At 66.7% G+C, this 19,937-nt stretch carries 20 protein-coding genes; 5 read left to right on the forward strand and 15 right to left on the reverse strand.

Annotated elements, in window-relative coordinates; genetic code table 11:
* Positions 1-52 precede the first annotated feature (52 nt).
* From ACT53N_RS02715 to ACT53N_RS02750, 8 genes are all read right to left on the reverse strand, one after another.
* Complete coding sequence (locus ACT53N_RS02715; protein ID WP_476062430.1) at positions 53-1,471, reverse strand: DegQ family serine endoprotease; 1,419 nt, start codon at positions 1,469-1,471, stop codon at positions 53-55.
* 92 nt (positions 1,472-1,563) lie between these two features.
* A complete protein-coding gene (locus tag ACT53N_RS02720; protein WP_476062431.1) occupies positions 1,564-2,814 on the reverse strand; it encodes a TCR/Tet family MFS transporter in 1,251 nt (416 codons plus the stop codon).
* On the reverse strand, positions 2,811-3,305 hold the full coding sequence (locus ACT53N_RS02725) for an SRPBCC domain-containing protein (protein WP_476062432.1): 495 nt from the start codon (positions 3,303-3,305) through the stop codon (positions 2,811-2,813). The genes ACT53N_RS02720 and ACT53N_RS02725 overlap by 4 nt, the downstream gene beginning before the upstream one ends.
* Positions 3,302-3,631, reverse strand: coding sequence for an ArsR/SmtB family transcription factor (locus tag ACT53N_RS02730; RefSeq protein WP_476062433.1), 330 nt, complete (start codon positions 3,629-3,631; stop codon positions 3,302-3,304). The genes ACT53N_RS02725 and ACT53N_RS02730 overlap by 4 nt, the downstream gene beginning before the upstream one ends.
* Positions 3,628-3,897 (reverse strand): MmcQ/YjbR family DNA-binding protein, encoded by a 270-nt coding sequence (locus ACT53N_RS02735; RefSeq protein WP_476062434.1) that lies wholly within the window; start codon positions 3,895-3,897, stop codon positions 3,628-3,630. The genes ACT53N_RS02730 and ACT53N_RS02735 overlap by 4 nt, the downstream gene beginning before the upstream one ends.
* A gap of 62 nt (positions 3,898-3,959) precedes the next feature.
* Positions 3,960-4,415 carry a VOC family protein gene (locus tag ACT53N_RS02740; protein ID WP_476062435.1) on the reverse strand — a complete coding sequence of 152 codons (456 nt, stop codon included), beginning with the start codon at positions 4,413-4,415 and terminating at the stop codon, positions 3,960-3,962.
* A 66-nt stretch (positions 4,416-4,481) separates the two neighbouring features.
* Positions 4,482-6,104: a GMC family oxidoreductase gene (locus tag ACT53N_RS02745; protein WP_476062436.1), complete on the reverse strand. Its 1,623-nt coding sequence runs from the start codon at positions 6,102-6,104 to the stop codon at positions 4,482-4,484.
* Between the two features lie 69 nt (positions 6,105-6,173).
* Positions 6,174-7,403 carry an alkaline phosphatase family protein gene (locus ACT53N_RS02750; protein ID WP_476062437.1) on the reverse strand — a complete coding sequence of 410 codons (1,230 nt, stop codon included), beginning with the start codon at positions 7,401-7,403 and terminating at the stop codon, positions 6,174-6,176.
* 171 nt (positions 7,404-7,574) lie between these two features.
* On the opposite strand from ACT53N_RS02750, the gene ACT53N_RS02755 reads away from it, so the two are divergent.
* The 3 genes from ACT53N_RS02755 to ACT53N_RS02765 all read left to right on the forward strand — a co-directional run bounded on the left by ACT53N_RS02755 (position 7,575) and on the right by ACT53N_RS02765 (position 9,923).
* Positions 7,575-8,492 (forward strand): ABC transporter ATP-binding protein, encoded by a 918-nt coding sequence (locus tag ACT53N_RS02755; RefSeq protein WP_476062438.1) that lies wholly within the window; start codon positions 7,575-7,577, stop codon positions 8,490-8,492.
* Positions 8,492-9,322 carry an ABC transporter permease gene (locus tag ACT53N_RS02760; RefSeq protein WP_476062439.1) on the forward strand — a complete coding sequence of 277 codons (831 nt, stop codon included), beginning with the start codon at positions 8,492-8,494 and terminating at the stop codon, positions 9,320-9,322. The genes ACT53N_RS02755 and ACT53N_RS02760 overlap by 1 nt, the downstream gene beginning before the upstream one ends.
* A gap of 133 nt (positions 9,323-9,455) precedes the next feature.
* Complete coding sequence (locus ACT53N_RS02765) at positions 9,456-9,923, forward strand: hypothetical protein (RefSeq protein WP_476062440.1); 468 nt, start codon at positions 9,456-9,458, stop codon at positions 9,921-9,923.
* 600 nt (positions 9,924-10,523) lie between these two features.
* Here the strand turns inward: ACT53N_RS02765 and ACT53N_RS02770 are convergent.
* From ACT53N_RS02770 to folK, 3 genes are all read right to left on the reverse strand, one after another.
* On the reverse strand, positions 10,524-12,743 hold the full coding sequence (locus tag ACT53N_RS02770; RefSeq protein ID WP_476062441.1) for a RelA/SpoT family protein: 2,220 nt from the start codon (positions 12,741-12,743) through the stop codon (positions 10,524-10,526).
* A gap of 110 nt (positions 12,744-12,853) precedes the next feature.
* Positions 12,854-13,213: a DNA-directed RNA polymerase subunit omega gene (gene rpoZ, locus ACT53N_RS02775; RefSeq protein ID WP_010919426.1), complete on the reverse strand. Its 360-nt coding sequence runs from the start codon at positions 13,211-13,213 to the stop codon at positions 12,854-12,856.
* Positions 13,214-13,341: 128 nt separating this feature from the next.
* Complete coding sequence (gene folK / locus ACT53N_RS02780) at positions 13,342-13,836, reverse strand: 2-amino-4-hydroxy-6-hydroxymethyldihydropteridine diphosphokinase (RefSeq protein WP_476062670.1); 495 nt, start codon at positions 13,834-13,836, stop codon at positions 13,342-13,344.
* A gap of 48 nt (positions 13,837-13,884) precedes the next feature.
* Between folK and ACT53N_RS02785 the strand changes: the two genes are divergently transcribed.
* Both ACT53N_RS02785 and ACT53N_RS02790 read left to right on the forward strand, forming a co-directional pair.
* Entirely contained in the window at positions 13,885-14,481 is a 597-nt protein-coding gene (locus ACT53N_RS02785; RefSeq protein ID WP_310216188.1) for a LabA-like NYN domain-containing protein, read from the forward strand.
* Between the two features lie 2 nt (positions 14,482-14,483).
* Positions 14,484-15,161 carry a uracil-DNA glycosylase gene (locus tag ACT53N_RS02790; RefSeq protein ID WP_476062442.1) on the forward strand — a complete coding sequence of 226 codons (678 nt, stop codon included), beginning with the start codon at positions 14,484-14,486 and terminating at the stop codon, positions 15,159-15,161.
* A 22-nt stretch (positions 15,162-15,183) separates the two neighbouring features.
* On the opposite strand, the gene rodA is transcribed toward ACT53N_RS02790, so the two are convergent.
* The 4 genes from rodA to mreC are packed head-to-tail and all read right to left on the reverse strand — an operon-like array spanning position 15,184 to position 19,925.
* Complete coding sequence (gene rodA, locus ACT53N_RS02795) at positions 15,184-16,341, reverse strand: rod shape-determining protein RodA (RefSeq protein ID WP_476062443.1); 1,158 nt, start codon at positions 16,339-16,341, stop codon at positions 15,184-15,186.
* The gene (mrdA, locus tag ACT53N_RS02800; protein WP_476062444.1) at positions 16,338-18,359 is read right to left on the reverse strand and encodes a penicillin-binding protein 2; all 2,022 of its coding nucleotides are present in this window, start codon (positions 18,357-18,359) and stop codon (positions 16,338-16,340) included. Before mrdA ends, rodA begins: the two co-directional genes overlap by 4 nt.
* 4 nt (positions 18,360-18,363) lie before the next feature.
* Positions 18,364-18,879: a hypothetical protein gene (locus ACT53N_RS02805; protein WP_310216197.1), complete on the reverse strand. Its 516-nt coding sequence runs from the start codon at positions 18,877-18,879 to the stop codon at positions 18,364-18,366.
* Positions 18,876-19,925 carry a rod shape-determining protein MreC gene (mreC, locus tag ACT53N_RS02810; RefSeq protein WP_476062445.1) on the reverse strand — a complete coding sequence of 350 codons (1,050 nt, stop codon included), beginning with the start codon at positions 19,923-19,925 and terminating at the stop codon, positions 18,876-18,878. Before mreC ends, ACT53N_RS02805 begins: the two co-directional genes overlap by 4 nt.
* Positions 19,926-19,937 lie beyond the last annotated feature (12 nt).

Genomic DNA, 19,937 nt, shown 5'->3' on the forward strand with positions numbered 1-19,937 from the left:
AAGTGTGAGCGGTTTCGCCCGCTGTCCGGCGCCAGGAGGGCGCAGTCCAAACCTAGAACTGCGCCTGAACCAGTTGCCCCCCGCGCTCGATGGTGATGCTCCAGCGGCCCGCCCGACCGGCGATCGCCGAGGCCAGATCGGCTACCGTATTGATCTGGCGACCATTGACGCTGCGCACGAAGTCGCCGGGACGCATCCAGTTGCCGGCGTAGCCCGGACCGATCTTGGTCACGAGCGCCCCGCGTCCGGCGAACGGATCCACGCCCAGATCCTGAGCGACGGCTGGCGACAGGTTCATCACCGTCGCGCCGTTGAACGGGTTGTTGCCGCTGAGGGTGCGTTCGTCGCGAGCCGGGGTTTCCGGCGCGGCGTCGGCGCGGACGGTGATCGTCATCTCGCGATCGCCGCGACGGATCTGCATCGGCACGCGATCGCCGACCTTGTGGGTGCCGATCGCAAAGGCGCCGCCGCCCTCGTCGTTCACCGGCTGACCATCGATCGACAGGATCACGTCGCCTTCCTTCAGGCCGGCGCGCTCGGCGGACGAGCCTGGATAGACCTGGGCCACCAGCACGCCGCGCGGCGCGGCCATGCCCAGGCTCTTGGCGATGTCGCCGGTCACGGTCTGGCCCTTCACGCCCAGCCAGGGCCGCACGATGCTGTGCCCGCCGCCCAGGGCGGCGTTGACCACCTGGCGCACAACGCGGGCCGGAATGGCGAAACCGACGCCCGACGAAGAGCCCGAACGTGAGATGATGAAGGTGTTGATGCCAACCAGATCACCGTCCATGTCGACCAGCGGACCGCCGGAGTTGCCGGGATTGATAGCGGCGTCGGTCTGGATGTAGCTGCCGAAATCAGCCGCGCCGACGTCGGTCCGCGCCAAGGCCGAGACGATGCCGTTGGTCACGGTCTGGCCAACGCCGAACGGATTGCCCATGGCCAGGACGAGGTCGCCGACCTCCAGTTGCTCCTGGTCGTCGATAGCCATCACCGGCAGCTTCTCGCCCTTGGTGTCGATCTTGAGGACAGCAAGGTCCGCGCGCGGGTCGTCCAGCAGCACCACGGCCGGGAATTCGCGCCGGTCAGCCAGCTGGATGGTGATGTCGCTCATCCCGTTGATGTTGTGGTGATTGGTGATGATCACCCCGTCGGCGCGGACGATCGCGCCAGAGCCCAGCGAGCTCTGCACCTGCGAGCCGCCCTGCCCGCCGCCCATGAAGAACTCCCAGAACGGATCGACACGGCGTTGGACCACGCGGCGGCTGGCGACATTGACCACGGCGGGCGCGGCCTTCTTCACCACCGGCGAGAACGACTGCTTCATCGAGGCCGCATCGGCCGGAACCCGGCGCGTGGGCTGGGGCATGTCCGGAATGGATTGGGCGTTCGACGGGCCGGCCGGGTTCGAGCAGGCCGTCAGCAGGACGAAGACGGGCAGCAGGGCGCGAAGCTTGCGCATGTTGGTCACGAAGGACTCCTAGCGGTTCGCCGGAAACTCAGCCCAGCTTTCGGGCGAGTCTAAGGCGACGAAAGGTCGAGGTTTGGCCATCACCAAAGCCGTCAGGCCGGCTGGGGTTCCGGCGCCGGAGCTGGCTTGGCCTTCGCATAAGCTAGGAGGGTCGCCGCCAGCATCAAGGCCGCGGCTATCAGGATCGGTAGGCCCGGCAGGTGCAGCGTCGCGTCATGCCGAACCGCGAAGGCGAACGGGATCAGGAATAGCGGCGGACCAATGATGGAGGCGATGCCCATCATCGCCGCGTTCGCGCCTTGCAGCTGGCCCTGCTCATTGGGTCCGACGCGCCGGGTCATCAAACCCTGCAAGCCCGGTTGGATCAGGCCTGAGAACGTAAAGATCGGCAGACCCGCCAGGTACAGCATCCCCGTGGGCGCGAAGGCGTAGATCGAGAACCCGAGGAAGCCGGCGAACAGGCCAATCAACAGGACGCCGCGTTCGCCAAAACGCTTGACTGCTGGCCCCACGACAAAGGCCTGGATCAGGATGCTGGCGATCCCGCTGGCCATCAGGGTCAGGCCGACGGTCTGCGGGCTCCAGCCGTAGCGGAAGCCCATATAGAGCACGAAGACGCTCGGCAGCACGTTGTGCGCAAGCTGGAACAGGAATCCGACGCCCGCCAAGCCCATCAAGCCGGGATGATGTCGCAGCAACTGCAACGAACCGATCGGATTGGCCTTCTTCCAGTCGAAGCGCGGCTGGCGGCGCTCGGGCGGCAAAGATTCTGGCAGCACGAAGAAGCCGTACAGCCAGTTGGTCAGCGCCAAGGCGGCGCAGACCAGGAACGGCGCGCGATGGTCGAACTCCCACAGCCACCCGCCGAGCGCGGGACCAAAGGTGAAGCCGATCCCGAACGCCGCGCCCATCAGGCCAAAGCCCTTGGCGCGGTTGTCCGGCGTGGTCACGTCGGCGACATAGGCGCTGGCGGTCGAGAAGCTTGCGGCCGTCATGCCATTGAAGATCCGGCCGATGAACAGCCACCAGAGGTTCGGCGCGAAGGCCATGAACAGGAAGTCAACGCCCAGGCCAAAGATCGAGGTCAGGATCACCGGCCGTCGACCGAAACGGTCGGACAGCAACCCCAGGATCGGTGAGCAGAAGAACTGCATCACACCCCAGGTCGTGGCGAACAGCACGTTCCAGTCAGCCGCCGCAGCCGTGTCGCCGCCACCGAACGCCTTCACAAGGTTCGGCAGCACCGGGATCATCACGCCGAGCGACAGCACATCCAGGATGGCGGTGACGAAGATAAAGCCGAGGGCGGCCTGACGCCGTCCCCCCGTGATCGTCGTGTTCATAACTGCCCCTCGTCGCCCGCCCCTAGGTGGACGCTGTTCGCCCGCGCCGCAAGTCCGGCCAGAAGGTTGCGCCACCACTCGCCGTGTCGCTCCAGAAAGACGGTGTTGGGAAAGCTGTGCCGCGCTACGTGCGGGGCTGGAACAGTATCCCAGCCGCGATGCTCGACCGTAACGCGGGTCCCCACCCCCACCGCCTCGAAACGGACCTCGACCTCGGTGTTCATGTCCGGCGCAAACGTCGCCTGCCGCCAGCCGAACACCAGCCGCGCGCCGCGCTCCCAGACGCTGACGACGCCGACTTCGAACACCTTGCCGTTAGGCAGGCGCTCCACAAGGCGCTCACCCTCGAAGGCCATTACGCCGGGTGATCTTGGGGTGAACGAAAACAGCGTGTTGGGCCGCCACCACAGCGCTGTGTCCTCGACGAAGGCGTCGAAGACCACCTCGGGCGGAGCGGCGATGCGTAACGAGACGAAAACTCGAGAGCTCACGAGCGCCTGGCTTCCACGTGAGCCTTTAGCGCTGAAAGTTGGTCGACCCAGTGATCCTCGGCCGCTTCGAGCCACGCCTTGAGCTCGTCCATCGGCCCGGGCCTTAGCTGATAGACCCTGACCCTGGCGTCGAACTCGGGATGGCTTTCCTCGACAAGACCTGACTGCCGCAACGTCCGCAGGTGCCGACTCATGGCCGGCGCGCTGAGCCCGAGGCTTTCGGCCAGCTCTCCGGCGCGACGGGGTCGCTCTCGAAGCAGGTCCACCGCTCGCCGGCGATGCGGGTCGGCCAGCGCCGCCAGGGTGCGATCCAAGGCCTCGCTCACGATTCGGCGCCGAGCAGCTTCTTCGGCGCGACATTGCGCCAAGCGTCGAGCAGGGCGCCCCGCGCAGTGGCCTCATCGCAAGCCGCCAAACGCATGCGGGTGGCCCCGCCCCGTCCCCAGCCGCCCGGCACGGGAAAAAACACCTCGGGCGCAGCCGCGACGCGCATGTCCTGCTGATCTGGCGTCAACTTCACCATGGCCCAAGCCGCGTCCGGATTGCCGAGCGTCGCGAAAATCTTTCCGCACCGAAAGTCGGCTGTTCCCATGTGCGAACTTTCGATCGCCTGGGGCAGCGTCAGAGCCAGTCGGCGGAAGTCATCCGGCGAAATCAAGACTTGCCGACCGTGATCTTCAGACCGCTGCGCGCCTCCATCTCGTCCATCGAAACCGTTTCGACATCGGCCGAGACCGTCCAGAGATGGCCTTCCAGATCCCGACAGCGATAGGTCCGCGCGCCGTAGAACTGGGTCGTCGGCGGCTCGATGATCTCGGCCCCGGCGGCCGTGGCCGCCCGACAATGGGCGTCGACATCGCCTTCGACATAGATGTGCACCGTCTGGGTGACCTTGCCGCCGATTGAGGCGGGACTGGCGTGGGCGGGGCTCCATTCCCCGCCGACCATCAGCCGCGAGGCCCCATGGGTCATCTCCGCATGGGCGACGCTGGCGTCCTCCCCCTCGATCAGGAAGGTGAGCTCAAAGCCGAAGGCGGCCTCCAGCCAGGCCAGCGCCGCCTTGGGGTCGCGATAGGTCACGGCCGAAACCAGGCCAGCGGGATTGGACATGCGCCATTCCTTTTCAAGGATATGGAATATTTAACGCATATCAAAACTATCTGCGCAAGCTCGAAGCTAGCGGCGATCCTCAATAACCATCGCCGCGCCCTTTTCCGCGATCATCACGGTCGGCGCATTGGTGTTGCCCGAGGTGATGGCCGGCATGACAGAGGCGTCGATCACGCGGAGACCCTCGAGCCCCCGAACCCGCAAACGCTCGTCCAGCACCGCCATCCGGTCATCATCGGGCCCCATCGCCGCCGTGCCGACGGGGTGGAAGATCGTGGTCGCCAGCGCCTTGGCGGCGGCGAGCAACGCCGTGTTGCTGTCGGCGGCGGAGCCTGGTCGAAACTCCTCCGGCGCGTAGGCCGCCAGAGCTCCCTGCCCCATGATCCGCCGGGCCCACTTGAGAGAGTCCACGGCGACGCGACGGTCTTCCTCGGTCGCCAGATAGCTGGGATCGATCCTGGGCGGATGCTCAAGGCCCGGCCCCGACAGATAGACGCTCCCACGGCTAGTCGGCCGCAGATTGCAGACGCTGGCGGTCACCGCCCCAAACCGGTGCAGCCCCTCGCCCCAGCGATCCAGGCTGAGCGGCTGGAAATGAAACTCCAGATTGGCGCGGCCCTGCTCAGGGCCCGAACGGCAGAACATCCCCAGCTGCGACGGGGCCATGGTCAGCGGGCCCGAGCGGCGCAACAGATAGTCCAAGCCCATCCCCGCCCGTCGCAGCAGGTTGGCGTAGTCGGTATTGAGCGTCCGCACGCCGCTGACCTTAAACACGGGCCGAATCTGCAGGTGGTCCTGAAGATTAGCCCCAACGCCGGGCAGGTCATGGCTGACCACGACGCCCGCCTGCGCCAAGGACTCGCCGTGGCCGATCCCCGAGCGCTGCAGGATCACCGGCGACCCGATCGCGCCGGCGGCCAAGATCAGTTCGCCTGACACGCGGGCGGTCAGCGCCTCGGCGCCCCGACGTCCGCGGAGCCCTCGCACACGCTTGCCGTCCAGGATGAGACGCTCCACCTCCACGCCCTTCACTAGGCGCAGGTTTGGGCGAGACAGGATCGGCTTGAGGAATGCGGTGGCCGTGCTCCATCGACGCCCAGCGCGCTGGTTGACCTGGAAGTAAGAAGAGCCTTCGTTGTCACCGGCGTTGAAGTCATCGATCTGGGCCACGCCGGCCTCCTCACCTGCACGCCGGATGGCGTCCAACACCTGCCAGCGCACGCGGGGGTGCTCGACGCGGTACTCACCGCCGGCCCGATGATGGTCGCCGCGCAGGTCTAGGTGATCTTCGTGCTTGAGAAAGTACGGCAGCACGTCGGACCAGCCCCACCCGACCAGGCCGCGCTGACGCCAGCCGTCATAGTCCCGGGCCTGACCGCGCATGTAGATCATCGCGTTGATCGCCGAGGAGCCGCCGATCACCTTGCCACGCGGATAGGCTAGAACCCGTCCGTCCAGCCCCGCCTGCGGCGTGGTCTCCAGCATCCAGTCGGCGCGCGGGTTTCCGATCGCGAACAGGTAGCCGACGGGCACGTGAAACCAGATCCAGTTATCGTCGCCGCCTGCCTCCACCAGCAGCACACGATGACGCGGATCGGCCGACAGGCGGTTGGCCAAAAGGCATCCCGCCGAGCCCGCGCCGACCACGATGTAGTCGTACTCGCCCAGATCCGTCGTTTCGCTGATCACGCCTGATGGTCCTCCCCGAGGGGAGACTGCCGCCAGCCGCCCGGTCTGGGAAGCGACTTGACGCCAAGCCTACCGAAGCGCCTGACCCACGACCTTCAGCGAACCATCCGCCTTCTCCGGGCGAACACCCGTCACCTTGGCCAGCAGCGGATAGACGTCGACATTGTCGAACAGCGGCAGCGTGACGCCAGGTTTGAAGGACGGGCCGTGGGCGACGAACACCGCCTGCATGGTCGGGTCGTAGGGATCAAAGCCGTGCGCCCCACCGTCCTTGCCGTCCCACGCGCTGGGCTTCTGCTTGGCAGCGGCGGTGGTCGTGTACCAGCCTGTCTCCGACAGGCAGACAATTGCAGGAACACGGGCGTTTCGGCCATAGTGGAAGCGGACCGGGATACGGGTCTTCTTCCAGCAGGTCATGTGCGGCAAAGGCTTGGAGAGGAACGCCTTCTCCACGGCCTTGCGCTCGCCGGGCCTGGGCGAGAACGCGGTAACCGCGCCTGTGGTGACCAGCTGGATCTTCGAGACATCGACCAGATCGTCCAGCACCACACGGTTGGCGGCCGGCAGCGGCGCCATGCCGTGGTCGGCGACGATGACGATATCGGTGCTCTCGAAGCGACCTCGAGCCTTCAGGCCCTCCACCAGCCGCCCCAGCGCGGCGTCCACCGAGGCGGCGGCGGCGCGCACCTCGGCGGAGTCCGGGCCATAGTGGTGACCCTGGGTATCGACGATGTCGAAATAGAGGGTGGAGAAGGCGATCGGCGGGCCACCGGCGCTGTCCAGCCAGTTCAGCACCTGATCGACCCGCGCCTCGCCAGGCATCGCCTGGTCGAACTTGACCCAGCGCGAAGGCCTCACTCCGTCGATCTCGACCTCGGAGCCCGGCCAGAACATCGCTGCAGCGCGCTTGCCCTGCTGCTCCACCGAGACCCAGAACGGCTTGGCCTGGCTCCACCAGGCGGGATCAAGGCTGCGCATGGTGAACTTGTCCGAGGAGACGCTGAGGTCGACCATCGTGTTGGACACGATCCCGTTGCGGTCGGGGCGCTTGCCGGTGATCAGCGTGTAGTGGTTGGGAAAGGTCACCGACGGGAACGACGGACGCATCGCCGCCCGGGCGCCGCCTTCAGCCAGAGCCTTCATCACCGGCGTATCGCCGCGATCCAGGTAGTCGGCGCGGAAACCGTCGATCGACACCAGGATCGTCAGGTGCGGGGCCTTTTCCCGCGCCTCGGCTTTCTGGGCGATGACGATCAGACCCAAGGCCAACACCAGGGACAGCAGGCGGCGCAGGATCATCTTCAAACTCGACTTGGAACGACAGTTTCAGGGGTCATCCGCGCTCCAGATTGCAGGCGTATGACGATCGGCGGTTTGCGAGGCATGACACCCTCTTAACTTGGCGGGGGCGAACGCGCTCGCCATAGTCACCGTGTCGAGCCGACTCAGGTCGGCGTCCGGAAGTGCTCCATGTCGATCGCCCTGGAGGCCGCTGGCCTCACCAAGACGTATGGGGCGGTGCGCGCCCTCGACGACTTCTCCATCGCCATCCCCGCCGGCGGCGTGTTCGGGATCCTGGGCCCCAATGGCGCGGGCAAGAGCACCCTGTTCCGGATCGCCCTGGGCCTCGTGCGCCCCACCAGCGGCACGGCGCGCCTGTTCGGCGCCGCGCCGGGCGACATCACCGCCCTGCGCAAGGTCGGCGCAATGATCGAGACCCCGCGCTATCCGCCGTATCTGACGGCGCGCGACACCCTCAAGATGCTGGCCCTGGAGAGCGGCAAGGCCGACGCCGACATCGGCGGCTGGCTGGAGCGGGTCAGCCTGACCCATGCCGCCGACCGCGCCACCAGCGGCTTCTCGGTCGGCATGAAGCAGCGCCTGGGCCTGGCCGCCGCTTTCCTGACTAAGCCCGAACTCGTCATCCTGGACGAGCCGACCAGCGGCATGGATCCGGCCGGCATCCAGGAGATCCGCGCCCTGATCATCGACCTGGCCAAGATCGAAGGCGTCACCGTCATCCTGGCCAGCCACCAGCTGGACGAGGTCAAGCGCGTCTGCGACCGCGTCGCCATCCTCTCGCGCGGCAAGGTCGTCGCCGAGGGCGCCGTCGCCGAACTGACCGCCGGCGAGGCCCGCCTGCGCCTGACCCTCTCCTCTCCCGTCGCCCCGGCCCTGGCGGTGCTGGGCGATCGTGGCGAGGCCGATGGGCCGGACTCGGTCTTGGCTGACATCCCCCGCGCTGAAGCGCCCGCCGTCATCCGCGCGCTCGTTGAAGCCGGCGTCGACATCGTCGAGGCCCGCTGGCGCGAGGTCGATCTTGAGGGCGTCTATCTGAAGTCCCTCGGCCAGACGCCGACGGCCGCCACCGCCGAAGGAGCCGCCTGATGCTCGCCGACGCCATCGCCGCCGAACGCTTCCGCCTGCTGCGCGACCGCGCCGCCATCTTCTGGGGCTTCTGCTTCGCGCCGCTGGTGGGCTTTGCGCTCAACATCGGCGGCGACCTGTTCCTGCGCTTCGTGATCAAGAAGCCGATGCCGGGCCTGACCGTGGGTCTGATCGACCAGGTGCTGAAGGCGTTGTCGAACGGCGCCTCGACCTTCAGCGCGCTGTTCCTGATGATCGGCGCGGCCGCCATCCTGGCCGGCGACTATCGCTGGGAGACCTGGCGGCTGCTGACCCCGCGCAACACCCGCCAGAACCTGCTGCTGGCCAAGCTGGTCGTGGTCGGCGAGGCGGTGTTCTGGAGCCTGTTGCTGACGGCGATCCTGTCGGTCTTCGCCGGGGTGATCGGGGCCGGGATCAACGGCAAGGTCCTGACGGTGTCGATGGCGGGCCGCAACCTGTTCGACGTGATCGGGGTGCTGGCGATCACCTGGCTGGAGGCCATGACCCTGGCGGCTCTGGCGGCCTGCGTCGGGGTGCTGTCGCGCTCGACCATGGGCGTGGTCGTCGCGTGCCTGGGATTCCGCTTCGTCCAGACCATCCTGGCCAGCTCGCTGCGGCTGATGGAGCAAAACGAGGCGCCGAGTTGGAAGCTCCTGGCCCTCCCCGTCTTCGACGCCGACCTGCTGCGCGCCGCCTTGCTGGCGCCGGACCAGGTGGGCGTCGCCGGCGGCTCGGCCGGCGTGGCGCTGGCGGTGCTGCTGGCCTGGGTCTCGGCGCTGACGGCGGGCGCGGTGTGGCTGTTCCGGCGGCAGGATTTGACGAAGGAGTAAGGGCGCGACGGCCTCATCAAAGCGGACCAAGCCTGGGCCGGCTCAGGGTGGAAAGCAGACACCGGCTCGGGCTACGCTCCATGCCATGTTTAGGCGCGGAACCGGTGAGTCATCAGAAGTGCGGGTGGAAGGGATGATCGCCCGCGCCCGTGAACTGTTCATCCGAGCCGCTGAAAAGCATGCTCTAGCCCTCGAATGGGACGAAGGTGCGCCCGTTGAACTGGCCGCGAATATCCCTAAGCAGCCAGGGCTGGATTGGTCGTTGTGGTTGAACCTCCAGAACAACGACGAAATCGGAATTCAGCACGAGTTCTTTTCGATTGAGTGGTTTCCCGCCCATAGTCCCGACCGAGAAGCCGAATTCGCAAGGGCGCTAGATGGCCTTCTCTCGGGTACCGTCCGGCTCTTCTGCAAGTTTGGGTCTCGCGGAAAACGACCGTATGCCGTGACGCTTGAGGAGGAGACCGACACAGGCTGGCAGCAGGTTTCGGGCTATGCACGTGGCCTCCATCTCGGGACGGCCAAAGGGGTCATGATCCTACGCAATGGCCATGCCCCATCCCTCGAAGGACGAGCTTTAGAGGTTTCGCTCCCGACATAGGGCCAATGTACGCTCAAGGTGGAGTTCGGGCGCAGGGGCATCCGTCAGAGTATGATGCCCTGACGGTACGCTACCTTCGCGAGTCCGTGTGCGCGGGTGCCGCGCTTCGTTGCGATGAGCGAAATAGGCCTCTCAATTCGACACCACAGATAGCCTATGCACTCGTCCAGCTTCAGACCGGGTGTCGCGCTGGTCTCGACATGCAGGTCGATCCGAGCAGGGTCCGGCCCAAAATTACGAACCACCGTGTCGGTACCTAAGACCCGCTGGACCGTCTCCTTGATGAACGCAGCCTCGGTATCTGGGAGTGGCCAAGGAGCGATCGGTTGGAGCGGCGGCTTTGCAGCAGGCATGGCCTAAGCATATTCGCCGATCGACGCAGGTGCCAATGTCCGACTAGGGTCGCCTGCAGTCTCCATAACTGCTCCACAAACCCGACCTTCCCGGCGAATGCCGGGATCCAGATCGAGGCCACGAGCGCCTACCCGTTCGGAGCCGAGAGATGGCGCGTCACCCCAAACCTCTCTGGCTGCATCTGGGCCCCGGCGTTCGCCGGGGAGGTCGCTCTGCTTGAAAGATCCGACAGGCCGAAGCCGCCCCCTAACCCCGCGTCCGGTCCACGGTCTCCACCGACGGACACGCGCGCAGCGCCGCCTGGATGTTGGTCAGGTGCTTGGCGTCGCGGACCTCGACGTCGATGTCGGTGTCGAAGAAGTCGCTCTGCCGGTGGTGCATGCGCAGGTTGACGATATTGCCGCCGGCCTCGCCGATGATCGTGCAGACCAGACCCAGCACGCCGGGGGCGTTCTGGATCGTGGCGTGCAGGCGGGTCAGCGAGATGGTCGAGCGTTCGGCCTCGGGCGTCCAGTTGAGGTCGCGCCAGAGTTCTTCGCGGTCCTCGTACTCAGCCAAGCGTGGGCAATCGATCGTATGGACGTCGAGGCCTTCCCCATCCTCGCGCAGGATACCGACGATCCGGTCCCCGGGCACCGCGCTACAGCAATGGGCGAAGTGCAGCGAGACACCGGGGGTCAGGCCGCCGCCGCGCACATAGAGCCGCGCCGCCTCCTGGCCGCCTTCGATCTTGCGCCGGGCCGTCGCCGCCTCGCGCTCAGAGTCCTTCATGCCAGGATAGGCGGTCTCCAGCACTTGGCTGGGCGACACGCGGCCGCGACCGACAGCGTCGAACAGGGCCTCGTCGCTTTCTAGCACGAACCGCTCCAGGATCGGCCGCAGCGACACGTCCTTCAGCTTCTTGCCGGCGCGCTCGAAGACCTGCTCCAGCGACGCGCGACCCAGGCGCAGGAACTCTTCCTTCTCGGTCTGGCGGATGTGACGCCGAATGGCCGAGCGGGCGCGGCCGGTCACGGTCAGAGAGCGCCAGTCTGGCGGCACCACGGGCTTGGAGCCCCGCACCACCTCGACCACGTCCCCGTTGACCAGCGGCGTACGCAGCGGCTTCAGCTCGCCATTGATCTTCACGCCGATGCAGGTGTCGCCGACGCTGGTGTGGACGGCGTAGGCGAAGTCCAGCGGCATGGCCCCGCGCGGCAGGCTGACCAGCTTGCCCTTCGGGGTGAACACGAACACCTGGTCGAGGAACATCTCGAGCTTGGCGTGCTCGACCAGTTCTTCAGAGTCGCCACCATGCTCAAGCACCTGCACCAGCTGGCGCAGGTTCGCCAGCGGATCGCGACCGCCGGCGGCTTCCATGCCTTCAAGGTCTAGGCCGTAAGAGGCGTCCTTGTAACGGAAGTGCGCGGCAACGCCCTCCTCGTTGACCCGGTCCATGGCCTCAGTGCGGATCTGCATCTCGATGCGCATGCCGCGCGGCCCCACCACGGTGGTGTGCAGCGAGCGGTAATTGTTGCGCTTGGGCGTCGAGATGTAGTCCTTGAAGCGGTCGGGCACGCTGGACCAGGCCCGATGCACGACGCCCAGCGCCCGGTAGCAATCTTCCTCGCTCTCGACGATCACGCGGAAGGCGTAGATGTCGGACATCTGCGAGAAGCCGATCGACTTGCGCTGCAGCTTGCGCCAGATCGAATAGGGTGACTTCTCGCGGCCGAAGACTCGGGCCGGCAGGTTCGAAGACTCCAGCCGCGCTGAAATTTCCTGGCTGACCAGGGCCACCGCCCCGCCCTGCTCTTCGCGCAGCACATCGAGACGACGAATAATCGCGTCGCGCGCGACGGGATTGGTGTGCTGGAAGGACAGCTCCTCCAGCTCGATGCAGATGCGGTGGCAGCCGATGTTCCGGGCCAGCGGCGCGTAGATGTCGCGCGTCTCGCGGGCGATGCGCTCGCGCTTGGCCTGGTTCTTGATGAAATGCAGCGTCCGCATGTTGTGCAGACGGTCGGCCAGCTTGACCAGCAGGACGCGCACGTCCTTGGAGATGGCCAGGATGAATTTGCGCAGGTTCTCGGCCTGGCGCATGTGCTCGGCCTGAAGCTCGAGCTTGGACAGCTTGGTGACGCCCTCGACCAGCTCGCCGATCTCCTCGCCAAACAGCTTGGCGATCTCCTCCTTGGTGACCGGCGTGTCCTCGATCACGTCGTGCAGCAGCGCCGTGACGATGGTCGCGGTGTCGAGCCGGTATTCGGTGAGGATGCCCGCCACCTCGATCGGGTGGGCGTAGTAGGGGTCGCCGCTGGCCCGGGTCTGCGAGCCGTGCATCCGCATCGCATAGACATAGGCGCGATTCAGCAGCGCCTCGTCGGCGGTCGGGTCGTAGGCGTGAACCCGCTCGATCAGTTCGTACTGGCGAAGAAATTTAGGGCGCGGCTTGGCCGGAGCCTCAGCCGCCGTGGCGGGAGCCACAAACGACGACGCGCCCGACTCGGTCCCCGTAGGGGGCAAATCCGGCGCGCGTTCGGATGGAGCGGTCTGATCGACCGCTTCAAGGGTCAGAGGGTCTGCGCCGTCGGGGCTCAGTACCGCTCCTCCTGACCGCCGTCGCGGTCGCTTTGCAGCGCGCGGACTAGTTCCAGCTCGCTCATCTGCATGTGGCTGGGGTCGGCCAGCAGGGCCAGGGTTTCGGCTTCTTCCTCGGCCTCGGTGTGCTCGTCAACGCGCTGCAGCGTGCTGATGAGGTGCTCCTTCAGGCCTTCATGGTCGATCACGTCATCGGCGATCTCGCGCAAGGCCACGACCGGGTTCTTGTCGTTGTCGCGGTCAACCATCAGCGCGGCGCCGGCCGAGATGCCGCGAGCGCGGTGGGCCGAGAGCAGAACGAGCGCGAAACGGTTCGGAACCTTCTCGACGCAATCTTCGACGGTGACGCGGGCCATGAATTCCTCGGGCTGCCGGTAAGCAAACGGAAAATAGGCTTCTGTGCGGCGGCGCGCAACGCCGCGCACGAGCATCCTGCTTTCGCGAGCGGGCGCTTATGCCCGCTTCGGGTTGCAATGTCCACCCTCTAGGGGGCCGGCGCAGCCATTGGTCGCGCGTCCTGGCCGATTGTGGCGGTCGCGGCCAGGTGGAAAGCCGACTCACCCGTGACCGGGTGGATCCAGCCCGAATAGAGCTCGGAGAGCGGCCCCATCACAAAGAGCCGCTGGTGGGCGCGAGGATGGGGCACCACAAGGCCGTCATCCAGAACGGTGCGACCATGGGCGATAAGATCCAGGTCCAGAGTCCGCGGGGCGTTGGCCTCTCCCCTCGCCCGCCCAAACCGCGCCTCCAACTGATGCAGCGCGTCTAAAGCCTGCCTCGGCGAAAGCGCGGTCCGCACGACCGCGACGCCGTTCAGGTAAGCCGGTCCCGTGGGATCAGGCCACGCGGCCGAAACCCACCAGCTAGAGCGGGTGACCACCTCCAGCCCGACCTCCGGCAGGGCCGCCACGGCGGCTTCCAACAAGGCCTCGCGACTCGTATAGGCTCCGGGCAGATTGCAGCCGAGCGCCACGATCACGGCCTCGTCCAAGTCATTTCGAACGACCTGATTTTTCAAGGAATTACCGTGACCTTCTATCCAACCGACCGGATCGCCCTGTTTATCGACGGAGCCAATCTCTACTCCGCCGCCAAGGCGCTGGGCTTCGACATCGACTATCGCAAGCTGCTCGATGAGTTCAAAAAGCGCGGGATCCTGATCCGCGCCTACTACTATACCGCGATCGCAGAGAATGACGACTATTCGCCGATCCGCCCCTTGGTCGATTGGCTGGACTATAACGGCTTCACCCTGGTGACGAAGCCGGCGCGCGAGTTCACCGACAGCCAGGGGCGCAAGCGCTGGCGCGGCGACATGGACATCGAGATCGCCGTCGACATGCTGCAGATGGCCGAGACCGCCGACCACCTGGTGCTGTTCTCGGGCGACGGCGACTTCCGCGCCTTGGTCGAGGCGGTGCAGCGCAAGGGCCGCCGGGTCACCGTGGTCTCGACCATGAAGAGCCAGCCGCCGATGACCAGCGACGACCTGCGCCGCCAGGCCGACAATTTCGTCGACCTCGCCGACCTCGGAAACATCATCGGCCGCCCGCAGCGCACGCCGCCCCGACAGGTGATGGATAACCGCACCCCCGCCGAACGCGACGCCGACGACGAGTACTGAGCATGTCCCAGCCCTCCAACATCGTCGGCGAAGTCGTCCCCAACCCCGCCGAGCCGCCGCGCGACTGCCCGCTGTGCCCGCGCCTCGTCGCCTATCGGCGCGAGAACCAGGATCTCTATCCCGACTGGTTCAACGGCCCCGCCCCATCGTTCGGCGACAGGAACGCTCGTCTTCTGGTGGTCGGCCTCGCCCCCGGCCGCAAGGGCGCCAACCGGACGGGACGACCTTTCACCGGCGATTTCGCCGGCGCGCTGCTCTACGAGACCCTGATCAAGTTCGGCTTCGCCACCGGCCAGTTCGAGGCGCGGCCCGACGACTCGCTGAAGCTGATCGACGCGGCGGTGACCAACGCCGTTCGCTGCGCGCCGCCCGGCAACAAGCCCGAGACTTCCGAAGAGAACGCCTGCCGACCGTTCCTGAAGGCGCGGCTGGAGATGTTCCCGAACCTGAAGGTCATCGTCACCCTGGGCGACGTCTCGCGCCGCAATGTGCTCAAGACCCTGGGCCTGAAGGCCTCGGCCGGCGTGCCCGGCCACGGCTCTGAGTTCCAGGCGGGTCCGTATCGGATCTTCAACAGCTACCACTGCTCGCGACTCAACACGAACACCGGCCGCCTGACGACGCCGATGTTCGAGGACCTGTTCGCGCGAGTGAAGGCCTATCTGGACGAGGCGGGCTGAAGAGCCGCCTCATCCTCAGTCTTCAGACCAGCGAGCCCTTGCCGCTGGTCACTTCGGTATAGCGGTGCACGCGGACGGCCTGGATCAGGCCAAAGCCGATCATCACCGTCAGCATGACGGTGCCGCCGTAAGAGAGCATCGGCATGGGCACGCCCACGACCGGCGCCATGCCCATCACCATCGCGCCGTTGATCAGCACATAGACCGCGAAGGTCGAGATCGTTCCGCCGGCGGCCAGACGCCCGAAGTGACTGTGGCTGATCGAGGCGATCCGCAGGGCCATGAAGATCACCGCGCCATAGAGGAACAGCACGGCGAAGCAGCCGACAAAGCCGAACTCCTCGGCCAGGGTGGCGAAGATGAAGTCAGTCTGCTTCTCGGGCAGGAAGTTCAGCTGACTCTGCGAGCCCAGGCCAAAACCCTTGCCCAGCAGGCCGCCCGAGCCCAGCGCGATCTTGGACTGCACGATCTGATAGCCCTTGCCCGACGGATCGGCCTCTGGGTTCAGGAAGGTCATGACCCGGTGGCGCTGGTAGTCATGCAGCACGAACATCACGAAAGGCGGGATCGCGATCAGCACCGCCGTGATCCCGGCGATGATGATGCGCCATGAAAGGCCCGCCAGCACTACGATCGACAGTCCGGTGGCGGCGATCAGGGAGGCCGTGCCCAGGTCGGGCTGGTGCGCGACAAGCAGCACCGGCAAGGCGATCATGGTGGCGGGGATCAGCAGGCGCCAGGACATACGGGCGCTGTCAGCGGAAAGGCCGTGATAGTAGCGCGCCAGAGCCAGGACGAGGCCGATCTTCATGATCTCGGAAGGCTGGAACCGGAAGCCGCCGATCGACAGCCAGCGCTGCGCCCCGAGCGAAACATCACCGGCGACCTCCACGGCGATGAGCAGCAGAAGGCCCACCCCGTAGATCGGATAGGCGGCCATGAACCACCAACGCAGGTCGCACATGGCCAGTATGACCATCATGATGAAGTAGAGCCCGAAACGGATCAGGTGCTTGGCCGCCCAGGGCTCCCAGGACGCGCCCGCGATGGAGAACAGCATCAGCGCGCCGGCGCCGGCGATCAGGCACAGGACCAGACAGAAGGTCCAGTCGATCTCCATGAACTTGATGGTCGGCCGGTCGCGTTCGCCGGGCCGGCTGAGGCCGCCGCTCAGGGTCATATCTGGCCTCCCTGCGGAGCCGTGGGGGGCGCGCCCGGGACGGGCGGCGGCGCTTCGACCGGATCGTCCGGCGCGGCGCCTTCGATATCGGCTTCGGGGACCGCTTCGGGCAAGGGCGCGGGACGCTCGATGCGGGCGCGGATCTCGGGATCCTTCAGCAGCGCCACGCGCATCACCTCGCGAGCCCGCGGCGCGCCGGCCGTGGCGCCGCCCAGACCACCGTGCTCGATGATGACGGAGACAGCGTAGCGCGGATCGTCATAGGGCGCGAAGGCGACGAACAGGTTGTGGTCCTTCAGGCGCCAGCGCACGTCCTTGCTGTCGCGCGACACGCCCTTGTCGTAGCTGCGAACCTGCGCCGTGCCGGTCTTGCCGGCCATCTGCACGTCGCCCAGCCCCAGCTGGCTGTTGCGGTAGGCGGTGCCGCGCACGTCGTTGGCCACGGCGGCCATACCGGCGCGGACATAGGCCAGATGCTCGGGCGAAAACGGCAGGTCCGGCACGTCGGAGCCGGCGGGACGCTCAACGTCGCCGATGGACTTGATCAGGCGCGGAACCAGCGCCTTCTTGGCGTTGGCCAGTCGGGCCGTCATCACGGCCAGTTGCAGCGCATTGACCGTCAAGGCGCCCTGCCCGATCGCGTAGCTGGGGGTTTCGCCGGGAAACCAAATCTGGTTGGCGGGATTGCGCTTGAAGGCGCGCTTCTTCCACTCGCGGTCGGGGACGATGCCCTTCTTCTGGCCGGGAATGCCGATGTCGAAGGTCTGACCAAAGCCCACAGCGCGCGCGGCGCGCGCGATGGCGTCGGGACCGATCTTCAGGGACGTCTGGTAGAAGTAGATGTCGCACGAGTTCTTGATGGCGTCGTGCATGTTCTGGGGGCCATGGCCCCCCTTCTCCCAGCACCGCCAGACGCGGCCGCCGTAATACCAGCTGCCGGGGCAATTGATCCGAATGTCGGGATCAATGCCGGCGGCGAGCGCAGCCAGACCCACGGTCGGCTTGAAGGTCGAGCCCGGCGGGAACAGGCCGGTCATCGACTTGTCGAGCAACGGCTTGCGCTCGTACTCGGCCAAGGCCTTGTACTCGGGTCCGGAAAGGCCGCGCACGAAACGGTTGGCGTCGAAGCTCGGCGCCGAGGCCATGCACAAAAGGTCGCCGTTACGGCAGTCCATCACGACGATGGCGCCGCTCTCCTCGCCCATCACCTCGAGGGCGCGGTTCTGGATGTCGGCGTCTAGCGTCAGGCGGATGGCCTTGCCGGCCGCGGGCGGGATATCGCCCGCAGGGTCGAGGCGCACGACGCGTCCCACGGAGTCGACTTCGGCCTTGGTCGCGCCTGCGCGTCCCCGCAGCTCCTTGTCGAACGCCTTCTCGACGCCCTGCTTGCCGATCCGGAAGCCTGGATGGTGCAGCAGGTCCTGATCCTGGCTGGGGTCGCCCTCGGCCGCCTTGAGGTCGCGGTCAGACACCTTGGCGACGTAACCGATCACGTGGGCGAAGGCGCCGCCGAACGGGTAGACGCGGACTTCGCCCATGTCGGCGGTGACGTTGGGCAGTTCCGGCGCCCGGATGTTGACGCGGCTGAACTCCTCCCAGGAGAGGTCCTCCATCACCACCACCGGCGCCTTGCGCGGCGCGCGGTCCAGCTCTTTGAGGATACGCGCGCGGCGTGTTCCGTCGATGGGCACCAGCTTGGACAGATCGTCGAGCACCCCTTCGGCGTCCAGACCCTTGTCCTTGTTGATCATCAAGCGGAAGTTTGGCCGGTTCGACGCCAGCGAGACGCCGTTGCGGTCCATGATCAGGCCCCGCGGCGGCGGCACCAGGCGGTAGTTGAACTGGTTGCCAGCGGAGAGCTTCTGGTAGCGCTGGGCTTCAACCAACTGCAGTTGCGCGAGCCGTCCTCCCAGCGCCAGCAAGCCCACGCCGGTAAGACCGCCCAGCAGGAACGCGCGCCGGTGGAACACGCCCTGACGCTCGTTGACCTCGAAGAAGAAGATGGACGGTTCGCTCATGGCCTCATCGGAACCGCACGTCGGCGTCCTCGAAGCGATCGACCAGACGGTGAGCGAACGGGAACAGCAGCGCCGTCACCAGGAACTGCCAGAACACCGCCAGCAGGCTGGGCATGGCCAAACTGTCGAGCATGGTGAACAGACAGCCGGCGACCATGGCGATCGCGGTGACGCCGGCGAACCAGGCCCACATCATCGGCCGGCTCTGGCCGGTCATCGCGTTGCGCAGGATCAGCACCATCGCGTAGGCGACGAGCAAAGCCAGACCCCAGAGACCCGTCGGTCCGCCCCAGAAGATGTCCAGAAACAGGCCCAGCACCAGCAGCGCGAACGGCGCCAGAATGGATGGCCGGATCATCGCCCAGGCGAAGGCCGGCACCATGGCGAACACCGGTTCGGGCAACTGCAGACCCCAGATCCGGATCGGCGCGGCGAACGCCATCGTGGCGCCGATGCACATCAACATCGGCACGCCCAGCCAGCGCGCCGGATTGAGAGGTCGCGCGCCGCTCATGCTCATCGGGGCGCCCCCGTCTGAGGCGGGGCGGCGGCGGTCGGCGTCCGGGCGCCGGGGGTCGCGGGCTTCGGAGCCGTGGGGGCGGCGGCGGCGGAAGGCGATGGCGACGGTGCGACGGGCTTGGGGGCCGACAGGATCGAGGTCTGCGGATCCTCGGTCGTCACCGGCGGCAGCGAGCGCGCCTGCAGCTGCTTTTCATCAGCCAACTGGGCGAAGTCCTTGAAGAGCAGGATCCGGACATAGTCGATCGAGGCCTGGTCGGCGAACAGCACGACGCGCCAGCGGCCATCCAGGCCCTTCACGGCCGCGCCGACGGGAAGGCCGCGCGGCACCACGCCGCCGTCGCCCGAGGTCACGACGCGGTCGCCCTGCTGGATCGGATCGACGCCCCGCAGATACTCGAGCTTGGGATTGGGACCGCCGTCGCCCGTCAGGATCGCGCGCGCATTGGTGCGGTCGATCATCACGGGGGTGCGCGAGGCGATATCCGTCAGCAGCAACACGCGGCTGACGCCGCCCGACACGCCAACGACGCGACCGACCAGGCCGCGTTCGTTGAGGACGGGATTGCCGACCACGATGCCGCGTTCAGATCCGGCGTCGGCCAGACGCGTGTTGGCGAATGGGCCACGGCTGTCGCTGACCACACGGGCCGAGGCCATCGGGATAGGCGGGTCAGTGCGCAGGCCCAGCAGGCTCTTGAAGCGGTCGTTCTGGTCCTGCAGCGCCAGGGCGCGATCGCGCCACTGACGCATCTCGGCCAGTTCGGTCTTCAGGCGCCGGTTCTCGTGGGCGGTGAAAAAGTAGCTGCGGACATAGTCGAGGCCCAGGCCCGTCCAGCGTCCGGGCGCGGCGATGGCGCCGCTGACGGGCCGCGCTACGGTGTCGACGGTCTGCCGTGTGACGCCATAGGCCTGTTCCTGAAGCGTCTCGCGACGGTCCGCCAGGAGAAAGGCGACAGCGATGACGGCGGCCACGATCAGGGCCACCGCCGCCGTCCACGTCAATGGCACCTTCAGGTCGCCCAGCGGACCTTCACGAAAGCGCACTTAGTTTCTCCC

Source organism: Caulobacter sp. DMC95 (genome assembly GCF_056313785.1).